Here is a 22,228-nt window from a genome sequence, read left to right on the forward strand (position 1 = left end):
GAACCGCCGCAGAGTCGCCTGAAGACAGTTACCGGCGGAACGTTTCGCGACAGCCCACTAGCCGGACTCGCCGCGCTCCTCGCGGGCGATTCGAGCCTGCACGAGCAGGATGACGCCTCCGAGCGCACTCATTGCGAGAGCCCTCACATAGCCGCCTCCCAACGAAACATCACCGAGCCAGGCGAAGAGCGGCGCGGCCGGAATGGCGACGATTGGCAGTAGCACCAGAGAACGCAGGAGGGACCGCCAACCCAACTCACCAAGAGCCTGTTGGCCCGGCGGAGGTGACTGACCGTTCATTGGCTCGTGAGTCTGGCAGGCCATCGCAGCCGGAGTCCGTCACCCACGGGGGTCGCGAGGTCGCACCCCCCACGCTTCCCCGGGAAACGCCCGCAACTGGTCGCGAGGTAGCTCGGTCGAACTGGCCTGATAACTGTGCGTGGCTCGCTCGCCCGAGACGTGCAAAGACGCAGGCCAGGACTTCGCATCGAGGGTGACGCTCCACACGCGTAGGTCACTACGGCAAGGCAAGGGAACTGATGGAGCCAGATTCGGCAGCCCGTCCTCCTGCGTTGCTACCCGTCGGCTGCGGGTAACCGGACGCCCTCGGCGATCTGGAGCAGCTCGTCGCGGTGGGTGAACGTGGGCGGGCCCTGCATCTCGCCCCGCGCCGTCATCGACACGCCTCCCTCGACCCAGACGATCGACTCCATCGTGTCGTTCATCTGGCCCGAGTAGCGCAGGCCCTCGATGCCGTGGACCGTCACGGGCGCCGGCGTCCCCTCCGGTGTGGTGGCGTCGGACTCCGGCTGCTGGTCGACCGCGAAGTACCAGTCGGCGCCGTCCCGATGGAAGGTCTGCTGCCAGCCGTCCCCCTCGACACCGGAGATCATCGGCTCCTCGGCGGTCCACCCGTCGGGCACGGTGGTGACGTCGACCAGCTCGGCGAGGCGGTGCACCGTCTGAGGCTCGGGCCCCACGCCGTCGTAGACCTGCCGGTCGCCGAGCGGTGCGCTGAGGTCGATGTCGAACCTCTGGGGCTGCGCCAGCGTGATGCAGGCGACATCCTCGGAGGCCGGAGGGCCGGGCAACTCCTCGAACCCGACGGTCACGGACTCGCCGGTCTCGAGGACCTCGTGGACGAGGTTCTGGTCACATGGTCCGTCGCCGGCGGGCGAGGACCCGACCATGATCGTCAACGTGCGCCCGTCCTCCGCGAGGACGGCGCCGGACCACGCTGTGTCCGGATCGACGTCGGCGCGATCGCCGACCCCTCCCTGGGCGACGAGGTCGTCGTCATCGCCACCGGTCAACGTCCCGATGGTGCCGAAGGCACCGACGGTGGCCAGAGCGACGAAAGCGGTCGATCCGAGAGCACGACGCTGGGCTCGACGTCGGCGCACGAGGCGCTGGACCCGACTCCGGGCCCGGTCGGTGGTCTCGATCGAGGGGTCCTGGGCGGGGTGCACGAACGGCAGGTCGGCGGTCATCAGCGAAGCTCCTCGGGTTCTAGTTGGCCGTCAGGGGACTCTTCTTCGAGTCCTGCCCGCAGAGCGGCGAGGCCGCGGCTGGCATGGCTCTTCACGCTCCCGGGCGCGACGCCCAGCTCGGCGGCGATCTCCCGTTCGCTCAGCTCGCCGAAGTAGCGCAGGACGACCACCTCGCGCTGGCGCTTCGGCAGCGCCTTCAACGCTCGGTGGAGGTCGACGCTGGCCTGGACCGACTCGATGCCGTCGGACGTCGTGCCGTGATGGGCCACAGGACGCTCGCGGGCACGGCGACGGGTCTGGTCGATGGCGAGGTTCGTCGCCACCCGCACGACCCACGGCAGCGATCGGCCGCTGATGCGACGCCACCGCAGCCCGGCCCGGACGAGCGCCTCGCTGGCCGCGTCCTCCGACGCCGCAGCGTCACCCGTCACCCGGTACGCCGCGCGGTAAGCGACGCGGAACAGCTCGGGGAAGGCTTCCTCGAACGTTCGCTGCAGAACCGTCTCCATGCCCAGATACGCCAGAGGAGGCTGGCTGGTTTACATGGGCACCGGGCTACTTGCTCCGGGGGTGGGGCTCGAACCCACGACAAACGGATTAACAGTCCGTCGCTCTGCCAGCTGAGCTACCCCGGAATGAGCCTCTGGACTGTAGCAGTCGCCATGCCCAGCCCCGTGAGCGCTATTCGCCGTCGAGGTAGTCCCGCAGGCGCTGGGCGTGGTTGGGGTGACGCAGCTTGGCCAGCGTCTTCGACTCGATCTGCCGGATGCGCTCGCGGGTGACGCCGAACTCCTTGCCGACCTCTTCCAAGGTGCGGGCCTCGGTGTTGTCGCCCAGGCCGAAGCGCATGCGCACGACCTCGCGCTCGCGGTCGTTCAGCTCGCCCAGCACCTCGTTGACCGCCTCCTGCAGCATCTGCCGGGTGGCGATGTCGAGCGGCTCGTCGGCGTCGTCGTCCTTGATGAAGTCGCCGAGGAACGAGTCGTCCTCCTCGCCGATCGGCGAATCGAGCGACAGCGGGTCGAGCGAGATGCGCTGGATCTCCCGCACCCGCTCGGGCGTCAGGCCGACCCGCTCGGCCAGCTCCTCGACCGTGGGCTCGCGCTCGAGCTCCTGCACGATCTGGCGCTGCACCCGGTGCACCTTGTTGATCGACTCGACCATGTGCACCGGGATGCGGATGGTGCGGGCCTGGTCGGCGATCGACCGGGTGATGGCCTGGCGGATCCACCAGGTGGCGTAGGTGGAGAACTTGAAGCCCTTGGTGTGGTCGAACTTCTCGACCGCACGCATCAGGCCCATGTTGCCCTCCTGCACCAGGTCGAGCAGCTGCATGCCCCGCCCGACGTAGCGCTTGGCGATCGACACCACCAGCCGCAGGTTGGCCTGGATCAGGGCGCTCTTGGCCATGTCGCCGTCGTCGGCGAGCAACTGCAGCTCGCCGGCCTCGTCGGCGGGCAGGCTCTCGGCGCCGGTCTCGCCCGAAGCCTCGGCCTCGGCCAGGCGCACCGACGCCTCGACGCCGGCCTTTATGCGGATCGCCAGGTCGACCTCGCCCTGGGCGGTGAGCAGGGGGACGCGGCCGATCTCGCGCAGGTACATGCGCACCGGATCGGACGTCGAAGCGCCGCTCTCGCCGGCCTTCTTCCCGCCGAGCCGAGCCCGGCGACGTTCGGCCGCGGCCGCGCGCCCCAGCGACGGGTCGGCGGTCAGCTCACCGTCCAACACCGTGATGTCAAGATCACCGGACTCCTCGAGAACCACGCCAGCCTCCTTGCAGCGCCGCCGGATCTCGTCGAGGACCTCCACGCTGAGCTCGACGTCGGGCAACAAGCGTACGAGATCATCCTGCGTCAGACGCCCCGTGGACCGGGCTCTTGCGATGGCACGCTCGACCGTCGATCGGGCCGACCTGTCCCATGCGCTCAGCGTCGATGCAGCTTCCGTCATCCCCCGTCTCCAACCCGTTGATTGAGCCAGGCTAGCAACCGATCCAGCGCGGTCATGCTGGTATCGAGCCCGCGTAGGTCGTCGACCAGGTGACCCAGGAAGGCCGATTCGGCCAGGACGGCGCCCGGGTCGTCGTGGCTGGCGGCCCCGAGACGCAGTCCGGTCAGCTCGGTCCGGGCCACCTCCGTGCCGAGACGACGTACGGCGTCGAAGGGCTCGGAGTCGGGCTCGGCGACCACCAGGCGCGCCAGCAGGTCGGCGACATCGGGCGGCGCGGCGTCGATCGCCTCCCGCACCGAGGGGCCGACCGCGAGCGCTTCCAGCGCGGCCCGATGGGTGGGGTCGCGGAACAGCTCGACCCGCAGCCACGTCTCGACCTCGCCCCGGTTGTGCACGGCGTGCCCGAGGACCTCCAGCGCCGGCCGGCCGGTGCCGTCGTCGCGCCGCCCCGGTGCTGCGGGGCGCTGCCGCCCCTGCTGCTCACGGGGGCCGCGGCTGTCGCCGCCAGCGCCGTGGTCGCCGGGCGGCGGGGTGCTGCCGAACTCCTCCCAGCCGGCGGGGGGCGGGCCGTCGTCCCAACCGTCGGCGCGCTTCGGCTTGGTCGCGACCTTCTCGGGGGCCCGGGGCGCCTCCTTGGCGGCCACGATGGCCTTGTCGAGGGTGGGGCGCAGGCGCTCGGGGTCGAGCCGGCAGCGGCTGGCGACGTCCATCAGGTACTGGTCGCGCACCAGGTCGAGGGGGTGCTCGGCCACGATCGTCATCGCCCGCTCGGCCATCCGGGCCCGACCCTCGGGGGTCGCCAGGTCGGCGGCGGCGAAGGCTCGGTCGAGCCGGAAGCGCAGGAACGGCGTCGCCCCGTCGACCGCCTGCTTCAGCCGCTCCGGCTCCGACTGCGCCACGTCCGCGGGGTCACGGCCGGGCGGCAGGTCGGCGACCGCGACCTCCAGGTCGTGATCGCGCTCCCACCGATAGAAGCGCTCGGCCGCGGCCTGGCCGGCACCGTCGGCGTCGAACGCCAGCACCAGGCGCTTGGCGTAGCGGCGCAGCAGCTTCACGTGCTCGTCGGTGAGCGCCGTACCGCAGGTCGCCACCGCCAGCGGCACCCCGCTGCGGGCGAACCCGATCACGTCCGTGTAGCCCTCGCACACCACCGCGGTGTCGGCCGAGACGATGTGGGCCTTGGAGCGGTCGAGCCCGTAGAGGATCTTGCTCTTGTGGTAGAGCGGCGTCTCCGGGGTGTTCTTGTACTTGCCGTGGTTCCGGGGGTCGTCGTTGCCGGGGAGGATGCGGCCGCCGAAGCTGACCGGGTCGCCCTGCGGGTCGCTGATCGGGAACAGAACCCGGCCCCGGAACGTGTCCTGCAGGCGGTTGCGGCTGTTGCGGAACCCGAGTCCGGTGTCGCGGGCGTCGTCCTCACTGAGGTGCAGCGCCCGGCACAGCTGGTCCCAGTCGTCGGGCGCCCAGCCGATGCGGTACTCCCGCACCACGTCGCCCTCGAGCCCCCGTTCCCGCAGGTAGCGACGGGCGCCGCCGGCGTCGGCCGACGACAGCAGCCGCTCGTGGTACCAGTCGACCGCCTGCTGCATGACCGTCACCAGCCTCGCCCGCCGCTTGCGCCCCTCCCCCTCGTTGCGCTCCGTGTAGTGCAACGACACGCCGGCCTTGCCCGCCAACCACTCCACGGCCCCCACGAAGTCGAGGTGCTCGATCTCCCGAACGAACGTGATCACGTCGCCCTTCGCCTGACACCCGAAGCAGTTGCCGGTGAGGATGTTGTCTTCGAGGGTGAAGTTGTGGGTCCCCTCGACCTGGGCGCAGTACACCTCCTCGACCCGGTCGGTCTCCTCCACCGACTGCACGACCCACCCCCGGCGGCTCCACTTCTTCGACGACCCGGCGAAGCGACGCCGGTGCTCGTCGACGAGGAAGAACCGCTCGTCCAGGTCCTCGGCGATCAGGTGCACCCGGTGGAGCTCGCCGGGCTCACGCTCGACGCCGTAGGTGCCGATGCCGAGGCGGGTGCACACGTCGCGCACGAGCTCCAGGTTCGAGCGATCGGCCGAGTTGATGCTGCAGGTGCCGTCGGTGGCGACGTGACCATCGGCGGCGAGGTAGCCGGCCAGCCATCCGGCCAGGTACTGCGGGGACTCGTCGAGGTCCGGCTGCTGGCTGCCCGACCTCGGCCGTTCCAACACCGAGGTGGGCGTTCCGCCGGTGGAGGCGTGGTGAGAAACCGTGGGAGCGCTGCGACCGAAGAGGCTGCCGTCACCGAAGACGATCCCGTGGGCGATCCCGAACGGTGAGAGCTCCTCGAGGTTGCGGGTGCGGTTCGGGGTGAACGACCAGGCGAGCGACTGTCCCTTGCGAAGCTCGGCGGTGGTGCGCTCGTACCGGTGCGTCCCCCGCCCCCGCACGAACCAGCGATGCTCGGGCGTGGCGTGGATGACCTTCCGCTGACCGTTCCGGGTCAGGGTGACCCGCATCAGGGGCTGGACGCCGAACGACATGAAGGGGGCGTCGACCCACCGACCCTTCTCGGTCAGGATCCTCGCCGTCGTCCCCGCCAGCTCCCGGATCGGCTTGACACCCTCCCAGGTCAGTACCTGGGTCTCCCCTGCCAAGCAGTAGTAGAGCCCCTCCTCGGCGTTGACGGAGAAGCTCGGGGTGCGTTCGGGGTGGAAGGGGCAGAGGCCGGTCCAGCGGCGGCCGACCTTGCGGAGTTGGAGGTACTGGCTGACGATCCCGACGACGTCGCTGGCCGCACGGACGGCGACTACGTCCTCGTCGAGGATGCCCATGGCCGGCGAGGTTACCGAACGCATGTACCGAACCCCGGCCTCGGGGACAGCGGTCGCGGGAGCAAACCTTTCACCGCGCCTTCGACTGGGCGACACGGCGTCGCAAAGCCGCTGCCACCCCGGTGCCGGAGTCTGGGGGCATGGACCGACGTGCCTTCATCAAGGCTGCCGGTGGCGCCGTCGCAGGAGCCAGCGCCGTCAGCATCATGGACCCGACCGCCGCGCTCGCTTCGACGGGACACAACCGACCCTCGCCGCCTCCGCCGCTGCCCGCCCCGCCCTTCACCCTCGGCGTCGCCTCCGGTGAACCGACCCACGACGGCGTCGTCCTCTGGACCCGCCTCGCCCCCGACCCGCTCATCCCCGGAGGCGGCATGCCCGCCACCCCCTACCGCGTCGACTGGGAGGTGGCGTCCGACGAGCGCTTCCGCCGCGTCGTGCGCCGCGGCCACGTCACCACCGTGCCCGAGGAGGGCCACAGCCTCCACCTGCAGCTCCACGGCCTCCGCGACGACGCGACCTACTGGTACCGGTTCCGCGCCGGCGGCGAGGTGAGCCCCACCGGTCGCACCCGCACCGCGCCCCGACCCGGGAAGCGCCTCGACCACCTCCGCTTCGCCACCGCCTCCTGCCAGAACTACCAGGACGGCTACTACGTGGCCCACCGGGCCCTCGCCCAGGAGGACCTGGCGTTCGTCGTCTTCCTCGGCGACTACATCTACGAGGGCCGCCCCAGCGCCACCGCCCTCCGCCAGCACGACGGCGTCGACGAGCCGTACAGCCTCGACGACTACCGCGGCCGCCACGCCCGCTACCGCAGCGACGGCGACCTGCAGTCGTGCCACGCGGCGTTCCCCTGGCTCGTCACGTTCGACGACCACGAGGTCGACAACAACTGGGCCGACGAGATCCCCCAGGACCCCGCCAACCAGCCCCAGGAGGCGTTCCTCGCCCGCCGGGCCGCGGCGTTCCAGGCCTACTGGGAGCACATGCCGCTGCCGCCGAGCGCCAAGCCCCGGGGCATCGACATCCCGCTGTACCGCCGCTTCGGCTGGGGCGACCTCCTGCAGGTCGACGTGCTCGACACCCGCCAGTACCGCTCCGACCAGCCCGCCGACCTCGCCGGCGCCAACGACCCGGCGGCCACCATGTTCGGCGCCGAGCAGGAGGAGTGGCTGTTCCGGGGCCTGCGCCGGTCACGCGCCCGCTGGAACGTCCTCGCCCAGCAGACGATGGTCGCCCAGAACGACCGCTCGGCCGGCCCCGTCGAGGTGTTCGACTTCGACAACTGGGACGGCTACCGGGTCCCCCGCCAGCGGCTGCTCGGCGAGCTGGCCAGGGTGGCGAACCCCGTGGTCCTCACCGGCGACCGCCACGCCACCTGGGTCTCCGACCTGAAGGCCGACTTCTACGACCCGGCGTCGCCCGCCGTCGGTGCCGAGCTGACCGGCACGTCGATCAGCTCCGGTTCCGACGGGAGCCGCGACGCCTTCCACGCCACCTACGACCCCATCAAGGCCGAGAGCCCCCACTGGAAGTTCATCGACAACGGGCGGGGCTACCTGGTGTGCGACGTCGACCGCGAGCGCTGGCTGACCGACCTGCGCACCATGTCGACCGTCCGCTCCCAGGACGCCACCGTGTCCACCTACGCCCGGTTCGTCACCGAGGCCGGACGCAAGGGCGTCGAGGTGGTTGGAGGGGTGGCATAGCGGCCCACACGCGCACGATCGTCGTCCCTCGCCCGGGGGCGGGGACGACGATCGATGGCGAGGCCTGGCTTACGGCTCGAGGCTGAACGGCGGGTACTCGTCGGTCATCAGCATGAAGTACGCATCCACGCGGAGCGACCAACGCATCGAACCGACCACGAACCGTCGGATGCCCTCGGGCCACTGACCCGTGAACAGCACGGCGAAGAACCCGACGAGCCAGGCGACGGACGCCGCGATGCCGACGAAGAACAGCACGATCAGCTGCGGGATCACCAACAGCACCCGCAGCAGGACCGTCAGCCGGTTGCGATGCTCCAGCTGGGGCTCGAACTCGACGGTCTCGCCGAGGTAGTCACCCGGATCGTGGGTGGCTGTGTCGAAGCTGAACGGCGGGTACGCGTCCTTCAGGAACCCGGCATACGCCGTCACTCGGTTGGAGTAGCGGAGGTACATAGCCTGCACCCCTGCGACCCACGGTGGGAGCTTGCCGGTGAACAGCACGATGATCCAGCTGATGAACCCGACGACCCGGGACAGGATGGTCAGCGCGTAGAGGATCGCGAAGTGCGGCAAGGCGAGCAGCCACTGGACGAGCGGTCGCCAGCGCGCCATGCGCTCCGGCGAGTCGATCTCCAGCGCTGCGGGATATGGATGACCTACTGCTTCCATAGGCCGACGCGAATGCCCGTGAAAGACACGGGGGAAACCTCAGGCTTACGGCGCGTCCTCGACGAGCACCACGTCGTCACGATCGGACTCGCCGTCGCCCCCGTCGCCGCCGTCGGTCTTGTTCTTGTCGACGAACCACGACACCCCGATCGCCCCCGCCAGCACCACGGCGATGAACCCCAGGCTGTACACGGTGTCGATGTGGAACTGGTTGGCCAGGATCATCTTGATGCCCACGAAGGCGAGGATGACCGCCAGGCCCTGCTGCAGGTAGGTGAAGCGGTCGCGCAGGTCGGCCAGCAGGAAGTACAGCGACCGCAGGCCGAGGATGGCGAAGGCGTTCGAGCTGAACACGATGAACTGCTCGCGGCTCACCGCCAGGATCGCCGGGATCGAGTCGACGGCGAACACCACGTCGCTGGTCTCGATCACCACCAGCACCGCCAGCAGCGGCGTCGCCAGCTTCTTCCCGTCGATCCGCGTGAAGAGGTTCTGGCCGTCGTACCGGGTGGTCGACGGGACCACCTTCCGCACCAACTTCAACACCGGGTTGTTGTCGGGGTGGACCTCCTCGTCGTTCTGCCGCAGCAGCCGGATGGCGGTGACGATGAGGAAGCCGCCGAAGACGTAGAGCATCCACTCGAAGCGGTTGAGCAGCTCGACGCCGGCGAAGATGAAGACGAACCGCAGCACCAGGGCGCCGAAGACACCCCAGAAGAGGACCCGGAACTGGTACTCGCGGGGCACCGCGAAGTAGCTCATGATCAGGGCCCACACGAACACGTTGTCGACCGAGAGGCTCTTCTCGATCAGGTAGCCCGAGATGTACTCGCCCGCCGCGTCGCCACCGTGCCACCACCACATGACGAGGGTGAACGAGATGCCCAGGGCGATCCAGATCGCCGACTCGATCGCCGCTTCCTTGGTGGTGATGACGTGCGCCGTCCGGTGCACGAGCAGCAGGTCGACGATCAGCAGCGCCGAGATAACAGCGACGAACCCGATCCAGATGCCGATCGGCACGTCGAAGCTGGCGAAGTTCTCGCTGCTCGATGCCTCGGATGCGAGTAGGGCGATGGACACGTGGGGTTGCCTCCGGCTGCTGTCACCTGTGACGAATCAGCCGAAGGTCTCGCCCGCCACACGGGCCGACGCCACCGGGCCGGAGCCGTATTGACGATGACGCCGTCAGGGCTACTCCCCTTCGGTCGATACGCACTATAGGCGGTCGGGGAACACAGTCAGTTATTCCTCCCTAACCGGTCTGGTGGATGACGGCCTGGGCGGCAGCCAGTCGCGCGACAGGTACCCGATACGGACTGCACGACACATAGTCGACGCCGGCCTCCAGGAACAGCGCGATCGACTCGGGGTCGCCACCGTGCTCGCCGCACACGCCCACCTTCAGGTCCGGCCGCGTCGACCGCCCCCGCTCGACGCCCAGCCGCACCAGCTCGCCCACCCCGGCAGCGTCGAGCGTCTCGAACGGGTTGCGCCGCAGCAGACCCGCCGCCAGGTACGCCGGCATCAGGCGCGACTCCACGTCGTCGCGGCTGAAGCCGAACGTCATCTGCGTCAGGTCGTTGGTGCCGAAGCTGAAGAAGTCGGCCACCTCGGCGATCTCGGCGGCCCGCAGCGCGGCCCGGGGCGTCTCGACCATCGTGCCGACGGTGACGTGCTCGTTCCCGGTGCCGACGACCTCCTCCACCCAGCTCCGGGCCAGCGCCAGCTCCTCCCGCACGACGGTGAGCGGGATCATCACCTCGACGATCGGGGTGCCACCGTCGGCGAGGCGCTCGTCGACGGCCTCCAGCAACGCCCGCACCTGCATGGCGTACAGGCCCGGCTTGAGGACGGCCAGCCGCACGCCCCGCGTGCCCAGCATCGGGTTCTGCTCGTGCCAGGCCCGGGCCGCGGCGAGCATCTGCTGCTCCTCGTCGGAGAGCCCCGACGTCGCCTCCTTCACCTCCAGCTCATGGATGCTGGGGAGGAACTCGTGGAGCGGCGGGTCGAGCAGGCGGACGGTGACGGGCAGGCCGTCCATCGCCGCCAGCACGTCGACGAAGTCGGTCTTCTGCACCACCCGCAGCTTCTCCAGGGCGGCCGCCTCGCCGTCGGGGTCGTCAGCCAGGATCATCTCCCGGACGACCGGCAGCCGGTCCTCGGCGAGGAACATGTGCTCGGTGCGGCACAGCCCGATGCCCTCGGCGCCGAAGTCGCGGGCGACCGTCGCGTCGTCACCGGTATCCGCGTTGGCCCGGACGCCGAGGCGCAGGCGGCCGGCGTTGTCACCCGTGCGCACCTCGTCGGCCCAGGCCAGGATCGTCTGCAGCTCGCCCGACGCCTCGGCGGCGCTCAGCTCGACCTCGCCGAGCACGACACGACCGGTGGCGCCGTCGAGCGACACCACGTCGCCCTCGGCCACCTTCGTCTCGCCGACCGTGAGCTCCTTGCCGGCGATGCGGAGCGCCTCCGCCCCCACGACCGCCGGAATCCCCCAGCCCCGGGCGACCACGGCCGCATGGCTGGCCAGGCCCCCGCGGGCGGTGAGGATGCCCTGCGCCACCTGCATGCCGTGCACGTCGTCGGGGGACGTCTCGCTGCGGACGAGGATCACCGGCTCACCGCGCTCGGCGGCGACGACCGCGTCGTCGGCGGTGAAGTACACCTTCCCCACCGCGGCCCCGGGCGACGCGGGGAGCCCAGTGACGAGGACCGTCACCTCGGTGGCGGCGAACTGCGGGTGGAGCACCTGGTCGAGGTGATCCTCGGTGATCCGCAGGAGCGCCTCCTCCCGGGTGAGCGACCAGGCGCCGCCGGCGTTGTCGGGCGACGCCATCTCCACCGCCATCCGCAGGGCCGCCCGACCGGTGCGCTTGCCCACCCGGGTCTGCAGCATCCAGAGCTTGCCCTGCTCGATGGTGAACTCGGTGTCGCACATGTCGCGGTAGTGGGCCTCGAGGCGGGCGAAGACGTGGAGCAGCTCGGCGTGGATCTCCGGGAAGTGCCGGGCCATGTCGTCGAGGCTCTCGGTGTTGCGGATGCCGGCGACCACGTCCTCCCCCTGGGCGTTGACCAGGAAGTCGCCGTAGGGCCGGGCCTCGCCCGTGGCGGCGTCGCGGGTGAAGCCCACGCCCGTCCCGGAGTTGTCGTCGCGATTGCCGAACACCATCACCTGCACGTTCACCGCGGTGCCCAGGTCGTGCGGGATCTTCTCCCGCTCCCGGTAGGCCCGGGCCCGAGGGCTGTCCCATGAGGAGAACACGGCCTCGATGGCGCCCCGCAGCTGGGCCTCGGGCGCCTGCGGGAAGGCGCGGCCGGTGTGCTCGGCGACGATCGCCTTGTAGGTGGTGCACAGGCCCCGGAGGGTCTCGGCCGGGAGCTCGGCATCCGTGCGGACACCTGCCGCCGCCTTGGCCCGCTCCAGCTCGTCGTCGAACAGCTCGCCGTCGAGGTCGAGGACGATGCGGCCGTACATCGCCACGAAGCGCCGGTAGGAGTCGTAGGCGAAGCGCTCGTCGCCGGTGGCCGCCGCCAAGCCGTCGACGCTGTCGTCGTTGAGGCCCAGGTTGAGGACGGTGTCCATCATCCCCGGCATCGAGAACTTGGCGCCCGACCGCACGCTCACCAGCAGCGGGTCGGTCACGTCGCCGAGCCGGCGCCCCATCACCTGCTCCAGCCGGGCCACCTGCGTCGCCACCTCGTCCCCCAGGCCGGCAGGCCAGCCGGACGCCATGTAGGCCCGACAGGCGTCGGTGGTGATCGTGAACCCCGGCGGTACCGGCAGCTCCAGCACCGAGGTCATCTCGGCCAGGTTGGCGCCCTTGCCGCCGAGGAGGTCCTTCATGTCCTTCGGCGGGTGCTCGTGGGCGTGGTCGAAGGCGTAGACGTGCGGCATCGGGCACCTCCTCTTCGTCCGGTTCGGTCGGAACCTAACGCGCCGAAAACCGTTCGGGCGGGCCGGGGCCCTCCCGGTACCGTCGGGCGGATGGAGGGGGCGGCCACGAGCGACGACGACAGCCCACCGCCCCTCGTCGAGGCGAAGGCGCTGACCAAGCACTTCGACGGGTCCGTAGCCGTCGGGGGCGTCGACTTCGCGGTGGCGCGGGGCGAGGTGTTCGGATTCCTCGGCCCCAACGGCGCCGGCAAGACGACCACGATGCGCATGATCGCCTGCGTGTCGCCCCGCACCGACGGCGCCCTGTCGGTGCTCGGGCTCGACCCCCGCACCCACGGCGCCCAGATCCGGGCCCGCATCGGCGTGGTCCCCCAGCTCGACAACCTCGACCTCGAGCTCAGCGTGTGGGACAACCTGGTGATCTACGGCCGCTACTTCGGGCTGCCCATGGCCGAGGTGCGGGAACGGGCCGAGGAGCTGCTCGACTTCGCCCGGCTGACCGACCGCCGCCACGACCGGGTCGATCCCCTGTCGGGCGGCATGCGGCGCCGGCTGACGATCGCCCGCGGCCTGATGAACCGGCCCGAGCTCTTCCTCCTCGACGAGCCGACCACCGGCCTCGACCCACAGGCCCGTCACCTGCTGTGGGAGCGCCTCTACCGGCTCAAGCGGGAGGGCGTGACCCTCGTGCTGACCACCCACTACATGGACGAGGCCGAGCAGCTCTGCGACCGCCTCGTGATCATGGACCAGGGCCTCATCGTGGCCGAGGGCTCGCCCCGGGCGCTGATCGAGCGCTACTGCACCCGTGAGGTCGTCGAGCTGCGCTACCCGACGCCCGAGATCCAGGCCACGGCCGCCGGGCGGCTGGGCGAGGCCGGCGAGCAGGTCGAGCCGCTGCCCGACCGCCTGCTCGTCTACACCGACCACGCCGACGACACCGTCCGCCACATCGGCGACCTCGACGCGACCCACGACTCGGCCCTGTCCCGCCGCAGCTCGCTGGAGGACGTGTTCCTCCAGATCACGGGCCGCCGGCTCGACGAGGAGTAGCGGGGCCGTGGCCGTCCCCGTGATGCTCCGCTACACGGAGCGCGAGGCCCGCGGCTGGCTCAAGCTGTGGAAGGCGTGGGTGTTCTCGTTCTTCGTGGTGCCTCTGCTGTTCCTCGGCGGCATCGGGCTCGGGCTGGGCAGCTACGTCGACTCGGGCACCGGCAGCGGCAGCGTGGGCAGCTTCGACTACCTGACCTTCGTGGCGCCCGGGCTCCTGGCCGGCGGCGTGATGCAGAACATGACCGGCGACGGCCTGTGGGGCGTGATGGGCGGCCACAAGTGGCAGGGCACCTTCAACGCCGCCGTGGCCAGCCCGCTGCGGCCCGCCGACGTGTTCGGCGGCTGGCTGCTGTGGCGGGGCGTGATGAGCGGCGCGTCCGCGGTGTCGTTCGTGGTGACCGCGGCCCTGCTGGGCGCGGTCCCGTCGGTCTGGGGCGTGCTCGCGGTCCCGGCTGCCGTGCTCTGCGCGCTGACCTTCTCGTCGCTGCTGGCGGCGTGGTCGATCACCCGCGACACGGACGGCAGCTTCCCGGTGATCTTCCGCATCGTGATCATGCCGATGTTCGTCTTCTCGGGCACGTTCTTCCCGCTGTCGGACCTCCCCTCCGCGATCCGGCCGCTGGCGTGGGCCACGCCGCTGTGGCACGTCGTCGAGCTGTGCCGGGGCGCCACCACCGGCACGCTGGGCCTCGTCGAAGGCGTGGGCCACACCGCCTACCTGGCAACGGCCATCGCCCTCGGCTGCCTCCTCGCCGGGCGCGGCTTCACCCGGAGGCTGGCCGCGTGAGCGAGCGTCCGTCCGCGGCGAGGCCCACCGAGGCAAGGCGCTGGCCGGGTTCACAGCCGAAGAGCGAGCGTGGCCCGAGCGGCCCGGCGCGGAGCGCCAGGAGCGGGGAACAATGACGCTGGTCGACGCGGTAACGGCGACGCAGGTGGCGAGCGCCGTCCGCTCCCGGGTCGGGACGCCGCCGGAGCGGGCTCTGCGGATCCTCGAGCGCAACATGCGGGTGATGCGGACGTACTGGCTGGCGGTCGCGTCCGGGTTCGTCGAGCCGGTGCTGCTGCTCCTGTCGCTGGGCGTCGGCGTGGGCGAGCTGGTCGGCACGGTGCCCGGCCCCGGCGGCCGTCCCATCGCCTACGACCAGTTCGTCGCCCCCGCCATGCTGGCCAACGCCGCCATGAACGGCGCCATCCTCGACACCACCTTCAACTTCTTCGTGAAGTTCAAGTACTCCAAGGCCTACGACGCCATGCTGGCCACGCCGCTCGACGCCCAGGACGTCGCCCTCGGCGAGGTGGCCTGGTCGCTGCTGCGGGGCGCGGTGTACGCCGTCGGGTTCCTGGTGGTGATGGCGCTGTTCGGGCTGACGCCGTCGTTCTGGGCGGTGCTGGGGTTGCCGATCGCCCTGCTGGTGGGCTTCGCCTTCGCCGGGGCGGGCCTGGGCGCCACCACGTACATGCGGTCGTACCTCGACTTCGACAAGGTCGGCATGGTGATGGTGCCGCTGTTCCTGTTCTCGGCCACGTTCTTCCCGCTGGAGCGCTACCCGGACGGCCTCGCCGCGGTGATCCGCTGGACGCCGCTGTACCAGGGCGTGGTGCTCACCCGGTCGGTCACGCTCGGCGACCTCCACGCCGGCCTGCTGCTCAACGCGCTCTACCTGCTGGTCATGGGCTGGGTGGGGACGCGGGTGGCGTCCCGTCGGATCGCGAAGCTGCTCCAGCCCTAGCCTTGGCCGACGGGCTCCGGCTGGCGCGACCCGGCGGGGTCGTCCTTGCCGGCCTCGACGTGGATCGTCGGCAGGATGCGGTCGAGCCACTTCGGCAGCCACCAGTTGCGGTCGCCGAGCAGCTCCATCGTCGCCGGCACCATCACCATGCGGACCACCGTGGCGTCGAGGAACACGGCCACCGCCAAGCCGACGCCCATCTCCTTGATGGCGATCATCGGGCCGAGCGCGAACGACCCGAAGACGAACACCATGATCACCGCCGCGGCCGTGATCACCCGGGCCGTCGACGCCAGGCCCTTGGCCACCGCCGAGGCGTTGTCGCCGCTGCGGTCGTACTCCTCACGGATGCGCGACAGGAGGAACACCTCGTAGTCCATCGACAGGCCGAAGACCACGGCGAACAGCATCATCGGCAGCCACATCTCGATCGGCCCCTTCGTGTGGACGCCCACCAGACCGGCGCCCCAGCCCCACTGGAAGATCGCCACCAGCACCCCGTAGGCCGCGCCGATGGAGATCAGGTTCATCACCACCGCCTTGAGCGGCACCAGCAGCGACCGGAACACGGCCATCAGCAGGACGAACGACAGGAGCAGCACGGTCCCGATGAACAACGGCAGCCGCTCGGCCATGTAGCTGGAGAAGTCGACGATCATCGGCGTGTAGCCGCCCACCAGCACATCCAGATCGGTGCCGTCGGTGACCGACGGGATCGTGTCGTCGCGCAGCGTGTGCACCAGGTCGCTGGTCGCCTGGTCCTGCGGAGCGCTGCTCGGGACCACCTGCAGCAGCGCGGCGTCACCAGCGTCGTTGGGGATCGGCGGTGATGCGAACGCCACGTCGTCGGTCTGGTTCAGCTTCGTGGACAGCTTGCCGAGGGTCGCCAGGTCCGACTGACCGCCCGGCGTCTCGGCGACCAGCAGGAAGGGGCCGTTGAAGCCCGGGCCGAAGCCTTCGGCCAGCAGGTCGTAGGCGCGGCGGGTGGTGTCCGACTTCGGGTTAGTGCCGGTGTCGCTGTTGCCGAGCCGCATCGACAGCAGCGGCGTCGCCAGCAGCAGGAGGAACAGCGTGCCGATGATCAGCGGCGGCCACGGCCGCTTCTGGATCACCTGGCTCCAGCGATACCAGATCGACCGGTCGTCGGCGCCCTCCTTGCGGGCCCGGTGCGGCAGGCCGAGCTTGTCGATGTTGCGGCCCACGTAGCCGAGCACCGCGGGCAGCAGCGTGACCGCCGCCAGCATCGTCATCAGCACGCCCAGGGCGATGCCGACGGCAAGTCCGTTCATCATGCTCATGCCCATCGTGAACAGCCCCAGCACCGCCAGGATCACGGTGGTGCCGGCGAAGATGACCGCCCGGCCCGCCGTGTCGATCGCCCGGACCACCGCCCGCTCCGGATCCTCACCGGCGTGGAGGTTCTCGCGGTAGCGGGTGACGATGAACAGGGCGTAGTCGATTCCCACGCCGATGGCGATCATCATCACGGCCTGGTTCGAGAAGCTGGGCATGCCGATCACGTTCACGGCCAGGCCCACCAGGGCGATGCCGGCGGCGATGCCGAACAGGGCGGTCATGATCGGGAGGCCCATCGCCAGCACGGAGCCGAAGGCGATCAGCAGGATGACCATCGCCGCCCCGATGCCGATGATCTCGCTGGAGAACTCGGGCTGCTCGACGAAGATCGCGCCGCCCAGATCCACGTCGGTGCCGGGGATGTCGGCGGCGGCGGCCAGCTTGCGGGCCGTCTCGGCCGCCGTCTCGTACTGCGTGGAGTCGCGGTCGGCCAGGTTGACCTCGGCGTAGGCGATCGTCCCGTCGGGCGAGATCTGCCGCGCGGTCTCCGGGGTGAAGGGGCTGACCACCGTGGTGTCGGGGATCTCCTTCTCGAACCGGTCGAACAGGCTCTGCGCCTCGCGGCGGACGGCCGAGTCGTCGAAGCCGGCGTCGTTGTGCAGCACGATCTGGCCGCTGAAGCCGGCCTGGTCGCCGAAGCCCTTCTCCTTCATCAGGGTGAAGGCGTCGTCGCTCTCGGAGTCGGGCAGCGAGAACTCGTCCTTGAACGTGCCGCCCGCGACGGTGTTGGCCACCTGCAGGGCGATCACGACGGCGATCCATGCCACCACCACGACAGCTCGACGGTGGTAGCAGAAGCGGGCGAGACGTTGCAGCACGACGGACCTCTCGAATGGTCGTTCGCCCGCCGTCGCCCATCGTGCCCGATCAGGCCCCCGCTCAACCGCTGGTCAGGGTTGTGGCCGGAAGGCAGGCGCCGGGCCGGCCGCCCGGACAGGTCGTACGGTGGTGGCACGACGACGGGTCGTGTCGAGGCGGGCGGGCGATGGCAGCTGTGGGGCTGGGAGTCGAGGCGAACGGGGCGTGGGCGGCGTGGGCCGCGCGCGTCCGCGCCTGGTCCGGCCGCCATGCGGTGCTCGTGCGACGGCTGCGCCTGACGTGGACGATCTGGTCGTGGGCCTCGTTGGCGGTGTTCGTCACCGGCCTCGTGGTGGTCGACTCGGCCCGCCCCGGACTGCGCCCGTGGCTCTGGGCCTACTACGGCATCGTCCAGCTGTTCCTCGTCGCCCGGACCAAGACGGTGTCGTGGCGCTTCGTCGCCCTGGTCTTCAGCGTCGGGATCGTCACCGCGCCGCTGATCGGGCTCCTCGAGGTCGTCATCAGCGGCCGGATCGACGCCGACATCAACGCCGCCGACGGCGCCGTGTACGTGGCTGGTCCGGTGGAGGAGTCGCTCAAGCTCGTACCGCTGCTGGCGATCCTGCTGTTCGCCCGGCGGCGCGCGCAGGGCTTCGCGGTGGTGGACTTCCTGCTCGTCGGCTACGCGGCCGGGTTCGCGTTCCAGGCGGTCGAGGACACGGTCCGCCGGATCGTCGAAGGGCAGCGGACCACGACCGGGTTCGCCTCGCTCGGCGAGTTCCTCTTCGCCGACCTGCCCCTGGGCGACGCGAGCTACGGCTGGGGGTGGCTGCAGGGCGGATCCCACGTCGACATCAGCTCGGTCGTCGAGACGTCGGAGCCCGCCTGGTTCGCCGGCCACGCGGTGCCGACGGCTCTGGCGGCAGTGGGCATCGGGCTCGCCGTCCGGCTGCGCTGGCGCCTGGGACCACTCGTCTGGCTCCTGCCGGTGGCCCTGTTCGGCCTCGTCACCGTCGACCACGCGATGTTCAACGAGGTCGCCAACCGTCCGATCGTCGAGCTCCCCGAGGTCCAGGTCGACGAGGAGCTGGCCGAGCGCTTCGACATCGAGGTCCCCGGCCAGCACGAGGCCGACGTCCCGGACTCGCTGCAGGACGCCTGGCGGACCTGGGGCCGCGGGCGCTTCGAGGGCCCTCTGCTGACCCTTCTGCTGGCCGCGGGGATGGTGCTCGACGTCCGGCGGCTCCGCCGGGCGCGCACCACCCTGCCGCCGCTGCCCGCCGTGCCCACTGCCACCCGGCTACAGCGCCTGGCCGACCGGGCGGGCGACGCGCTCGCGCTCTCGGCCCGCGGAACCACGAGGTCGCGGCGCGTCGTGGTGGGCGCCGTCGCCGAGAGCGTCCGCTGGACCATCGCCACCCTGGCCGACATCTGGCACCACCTGGTGCTGGCGGTCGTCGGGGCCGCACCCGACGGGACGTCGGGCCGGAGCCGGCTCCTCGTCACGTTGCGCCACCTCCGGCTGCAGCGCCAGGTCGGTCAGCAGGCCGAGACCCTGGCCGACCGCCGTCGGCCCCGCACCGGCCTGCGCGGCATCTGGCGCGGCCTCGCGGCCGCGGGCGTCGGCCTGGTCGTCGTCCTCGCCGGGGTCGCGGTCGTCGCCGCCGCGGTCGAGGGCGGGGGCGGCAGTGGCGGGGGCGGGGCCGACGGCGTGTTCCTCGCCAACCTTCTGGAAGAGCTCGGCGAATGGTGGTCCGGCCTGTCGTTCGCCGAGCAGATGATCCTCATCGGCGGTGCCGCCTTCCTGCTGAGCTTCGGCTTCGGTTGGGCGTTCCTGCCGACGCTGGGCTACGTGAGCATGGCGTCGGCGGTGCCCGAGCACGGCCGGGGCGCCGCCGACTTCGTCCGCGACCCGAACGAGGCGACCCGGCGGTTCTTCCGGGACCTCACCCCTGCCGACGTGCTCTGGTACGCGGGCAGCGAGGCGGCCGGGCGCCTGGTTCCCCGGGGCAGCTCGTTCGTGCGCAACCGGTTGCGGCGCAACGTCGACGAGATCATCGAGGCCGGCGACGACCGCGTCCGCCGGAGCGTCGACGACGAGGTCGCGCCCGATGCCGACGCGCCCCCTCGACCGCGCACCGGCAACCCCCGGGAGGAGGGCCGTTGGATCACGCCGGGCCAGGAGCCGGGCGTCCCGACACGCAGCCACGGCAACCCGTTCAACCGCGACTACGAGGACTGGGTCCGCACCCAGGCCGGCGGTCCCCACGGCCAGGAGTTCCAGCACAACGACGTGAACTTCGACGGCATCGACACCCACCACTTCGACGGCACCCCGGGCGACGTCCTCCTCGACGCGAAGGGCGACTACTCCCGCTTCGTCGACCCGAGAACCGATGAGTGGCATGAGTGGTGGGGCAACAACCCGAACCCGAAGAAGGGCCTCAAAGGGGAGCTGAACCAGGCGCTCGACCAGGTGCGGGCGGCGGACGGCGCACCGGTGGAGTGGCGCTGCGCCCAGGAGGACGTCGCCGAGCTCCTCAACGAGGCCTTCGAGGACGACAATCGCCTGCATGGGAGGATCACCGCAGTGTTCGTCGCACCACCGGAAGGGATGGCACCGTGATCATGAACACGCACTGGCTGTTCGGCGCCACGTCCCTAACGCCCTCGCCGTCGTGGGAGGCCTACGCCGAGCGCTACTCGGATCTGCTCAGGGCGATCACTTCCGGGCTCCCAGGTGAGACAACGTGGGTCGGCCACGTAGACGGCCTCGACGACGCACCGATCGATCCCGACGACCGAGCGCTCCTCACGAAGGTGCTGGTCGACGGACGTCTCCGCAACGACCTCGGCCAACTGATGGAAGGCGCCATCTCGCACCAGTGGCTCGTCGGACGCCGCAACAGCCCGAACGGTGAACACAGCGTCGTCCTCTCCGGGGGCTGGGGCAGCGACGAGGACCTCAAGGTCACTGTCTCCCTCAAGGTGAACGAACCCGGCCAGCTTCTGTGGTCGTACCCCGACGAGACCATCGCCGAGCTCTTCGCCGCCGTCCTCGACGCGATCGACGGCACCAGGGCACGGATCCGCGACCGGCTCCTCCACCGTCTGATCGTCAAGCGCTACAACCCCTCCTGGGAGATCGGGTCGCACGTCTACATGTCGGCACCGCTGGACGATCCGGGGAAGTTCCCGCCGGAGGCCCGGCAAGTGCCATGCGGGCGGGGGTTCCTGCTGATCGTGCCGCCCGGGCCCACCGACGACGACACCCTCGCCCGGATGCGCTGGGTCGCGGCGGCCATCGGCGCCACCGACTGAACCCGAGCGTCAGGTGAGCTTGGCGGTGAGGTGCGACGCCAGGTCGTCGAGCGGGACGCGCTCCTGGGCCATCGAGTCGCGGTCGCGCACGGTCACGGCCCGGTCCTCGAGGGTGTCGAAGTCGATCGTCACGCAGTACGGGGTGCCCAGCTCGTCCTGGCGGCGGTAGCGACGGCCGATCGCCTGGGTCTCGTCGTAGTCACACATGAACAGCGGCTGGAGCATCCCCAGCACCTCACGGGACACGGGGACCAGCTTCTCGTTCTTCGACAGCGGCAGGACCGCCACCTTGTAGGGGGCGATGCGGGGGTGGAAGCGCAGGACGACGCGGCTCTCGCCCTTGCCCTGCCCCTCGCGCACGACCTCCTCCTCGTCGTAGGCGGCCATCATGAACGCCATCGCCGTGCGGGTGGCGCCCGCGGCCGGCTCGATCACGTGCGGCACGTAGCGCTCGCCCGCGGCCTGGTCGAAGTACTCGAGCTTCTCGCCGGAGTGCTTGGCGTGGGCGTTCAGGTCGTAGTCGCCGCGGTTGGCGATGCCCTCCAGCTCGTCCCAGCCCCAGGGGAACAGGAACTCCACGTCGGACGTGCCCGACGAGTAGTGCGACAGCTCGTCGTCGTCGTGGGGGCGGAGGCGCAGCTTGTCGGCCGGGATGCCCAGGTCCGTGTACCAGCGGTAGCGCTCCTGGCACCAGTACTCGTACCACTGCTGCGCCTCGGCGGGCGGCACGAAGAACTCCATCTCCATCTGCTCGAACTCGCGGGTGCGGAAGACGAAGTTGCCGGGCGTGATCTCGTTGCGGAACGACTTGCCGATCTGGGCGATGCCGAACGGCGGCCGCTTGCGCGACGTCTCCAGCACGTTCTTGAAGTTGACGAACATGCCCTGCGCCGTCTCGGGCCGCAGGTAGGCGACCGCGCCCTCGTTCTCGACCGGACCGGCGTGGGTCTTGAACATCAGGTTGAACTGGCGGGCCTCGGTGAAGCTGTCCTTGGCGCCGCAGTTGGGGCACAGCCGGGGGTCGTCGAGCTTGTCGAGGCGGAAGCGCTCACGGCAGTTGCGGCAGTCGACCAGCGGGTCGGTGAAGCTGGCCAGGTGCCCCGAGGCCTCCCAGATGGCCGGGGGCGACAGGATCGCCGCGTCGAGGCCCACCACGTCGTGGCGCAGCTGCACCATCGAGCGCCACCACGCCTCCTTCACGTTGCGCAGCAGGAGGACGCCGACCGGCCCGTAGTCGTAGGTGGAGCGGAAGCCGCCGTAGATCTCGGCCGAGGGGAAGACGAAGCCGCGCCGCTTGCACAGGTTGACGACCTTGTCGAAGAGCTCAGGGGTGGTGGTGGCCTCGTCGGGCATGAAGGCCGAGTCTACGAGTCGCCGCGGAAGCCCCGGAACATGGTTTCCACGGGGCAGAGAGGCACAGAGCAGTAACGATCGAGTGCTAGAACCACCC

Annotated in this window: 16 protein-coding genes and 1 tRNA gene; 7 read left to right on the plus strand and 10 right to left on the minus strand. The window is 70.5% G+C overall.

What is annotated here, in order from left to right:
- The coding region (locus VK611_15585) for a hypothetical protein (GenBank protein HMG42754.1) at positions 1–222 on the plus strand (222 nt) is incomplete at its 5' end.
- A 353-nt stretch (positions 223–575) separates the two neighbouring features.
- Here VK611_15585 and VK611_15590 read toward each other — a convergent pair.
- The 5 genes from VK611_15590 to dnaG all read right to left on the minus strand — a co-directional run bounded on the left by VK611_15590 (position 576) and on the right by dnaG (position 6,238).
- Positions 576–1,490 (minus strand): hypothetical protein, encoded by a 915-nt coding sequence (locus VK611_15590; GenBank protein HMG42755.1) that lies wholly within the window; start codon positions 1,488–1,490, stop codon positions 576–578.
- Entirely contained in the window at positions 1,490–1,999 is a 510-nt protein-coding gene (locus VK611_15595) for a sigma-70 family RNA polymerase sigma factor (protein HMG42756.1), read from the minus strand. The genes VK611_15590 and VK611_15595 overlap by 1 nt, the downstream gene beginning before the upstream one ends.
- A 53-nt stretch (positions 2,000–2,052) precedes the next feature.
- Positions 2,053–2,125: transfer RNA gene (locus VK611_15600), tRNA-Asn, on the minus strand.
- 46 nt (positions 2,126–2,171) lie between these two features.
- Complete coding sequence (gene rpoD / locus VK611_15605; protein HMG42757.1) at positions 2,172–3,320, minus strand: RNA polymerase sigma factor RpoD; 1,149 nt, start codon at positions 3,318–3,320, stop codon at positions 2,172–2,174.
- A 116-nt stretch (positions 3,321–3,436) separates the two neighbouring features.
- Positions 3,437–6,238, minus strand: a complete 2,802-nt coding sequence (dnaG, locus tag VK611_15610) for a DNA primase (GenBank protein HMG42758.1) — start codon at positions 6,236–6,238, stop codon at positions 3,437–3,439.
- Between the two features lie 140 nt (positions 6,239–6,378).
- Between dnaG and VK611_15615 the strand changes: the two genes are divergently transcribed.
- Complete coding sequence (locus VK611_15615; GenBank protein HMG42759.1) at positions 6,379–7,950, plus strand: alkaline phosphatase D family protein; 1,572 nt, start codon at positions 6,379–6,381, stop codon at positions 7,948–7,950.
- A gap of 69 nt (positions 7,951–8,019) precedes the next feature.
- Here VK611_15615 and VK611_15620 read toward each other — a convergent pair whose 3' ends face one another.
- The 3 genes from VK611_15620 to ppdK form a co-directional block, all read right to left on the minus strand.
- Positions 8,020–8,622 carry a DUF4389 domain-containing protein gene (locus tag VK611_15620; protein ID HMG42760.1) on the minus strand — a complete coding sequence of 201 codons (603 nt, stop codon included), beginning with the start codon at positions 8,620–8,622 and terminating at the stop codon, positions 8,020–8,022.
- 45 nt (positions 8,623–8,667) lie between these two features.
- A complete protein-coding gene (locus tag VK611_15625; GenBank protein HMG42761.1) occupies positions 8,668–9,705 on the minus strand; it encodes a TerC family protein in 1,038 nt (345 codons plus the stop codon).
- A gap of 172 nt (positions 9,706–9,877) precedes the next feature.
- A complete protein-coding gene (gene ppdK, locus VK611_15630; GenBank protein ID HMG42762.1) occupies positions 9,878–12,520 on the minus strand; it encodes a pyruvate, phosphate dikinase in 2,643 nt (880 codons plus the stop codon).
- Positions 12,521–12,610: 90 nt separating this feature from the next.
- Between ppdK and VK611_15635 the strand changes: the two genes are divergently transcribed.
- The 3 genes from VK611_15635 (at position 12,611) to VK611_15645 (ending at position 15,303) form a co-directional block, all read left to right on the plus strand.
- Complete coding sequence (locus VK611_15635) at positions 12,611–13,573, plus strand: ABC transporter ATP-binding protein (GenBank protein ID HMG42763.1); 963 nt, start codon at positions 12,611–12,613, stop codon at positions 13,571–13,573.
- Between the two features lie 7 nt (positions 13,574–13,580).
- Entirely contained in the window at positions 13,581–14,360 is a 780-nt protein-coding gene (locus VK611_15640; protein HMG42764.1) for an ABC transporter permease, read from the plus strand.
- Between the two features lie 112 nt (positions 14,361–14,472).
- Positions 14,473–15,303 carry an ABC transporter permease gene (locus VK611_15645; protein ID HMG42765.1) on the plus strand — a complete coding sequence of 277 codons (831 nt, stop codon included), beginning with the start codon at positions 14,473–14,475 and terminating at the stop codon, positions 15,301–15,303.
- Here the strand turns inward: VK611_15645 and VK611_15650 are convergent.
- Positions 15,300–17,477: an MMPL family transporter gene (locus tag VK611_15650; GenBank protein ID HMG42766.1), complete on the minus strand. Its 2,178-nt coding sequence runs from the start codon at positions 17,475–17,477 to the stop codon at positions 15,300–15,302. The genes VK611_15645 and VK611_15650 overlap by 4 nt on opposite strands.
- 167 nt (positions 17,478–17,644) lie before the next feature.
- Between VK611_15650 and VK611_15655 the strand changes: the two genes are divergently transcribed.
- Positions 17,645–20,083, plus strand: coding sequence for a PrsW family glutamic-type intramembrane protease (locus tag VK611_15655; GenBank protein HMG42767.1), 2,439 nt, complete (start codon positions 17,645–17,647; stop codon positions 20,081–20,083).
- The gene (locus VK611_15660; GenBank protein HMG42768.1) at positions 20,080–20,778 is read left to right on the plus strand and encodes a hypothetical protein; all 699 of its coding nucleotides are present in this window, start codon (positions 20,080–20,082) and stop codon (positions 20,776–20,778) included. Before VK611_15655 ends, VK611_15660 begins: the two co-directional genes overlap by 4 nt.
- A 9-nt stretch (positions 20,779–20,787) precedes the next feature.
- Here the strand turns inward: VK611_15660 and VK611_15665 are convergent, their stop codons facing one another.
- Entirely contained in the window at positions 20,788–22,131 is a 1,344-nt protein-coding gene (locus VK611_15665) for a glycine--tRNA ligase (protein HMG42769.1), read from the minus strand.
- Positions 22,132–22,228 lie beyond the last annotated feature (97 nt).

Source organism: Acidimicrobiales bacterium, assembly GCA_035316325.1.
GTDB lineage: Bacteria > Actinomycetota > Acidimicrobiia > Acidimicrobiales > VFJN01 > DASXTK01.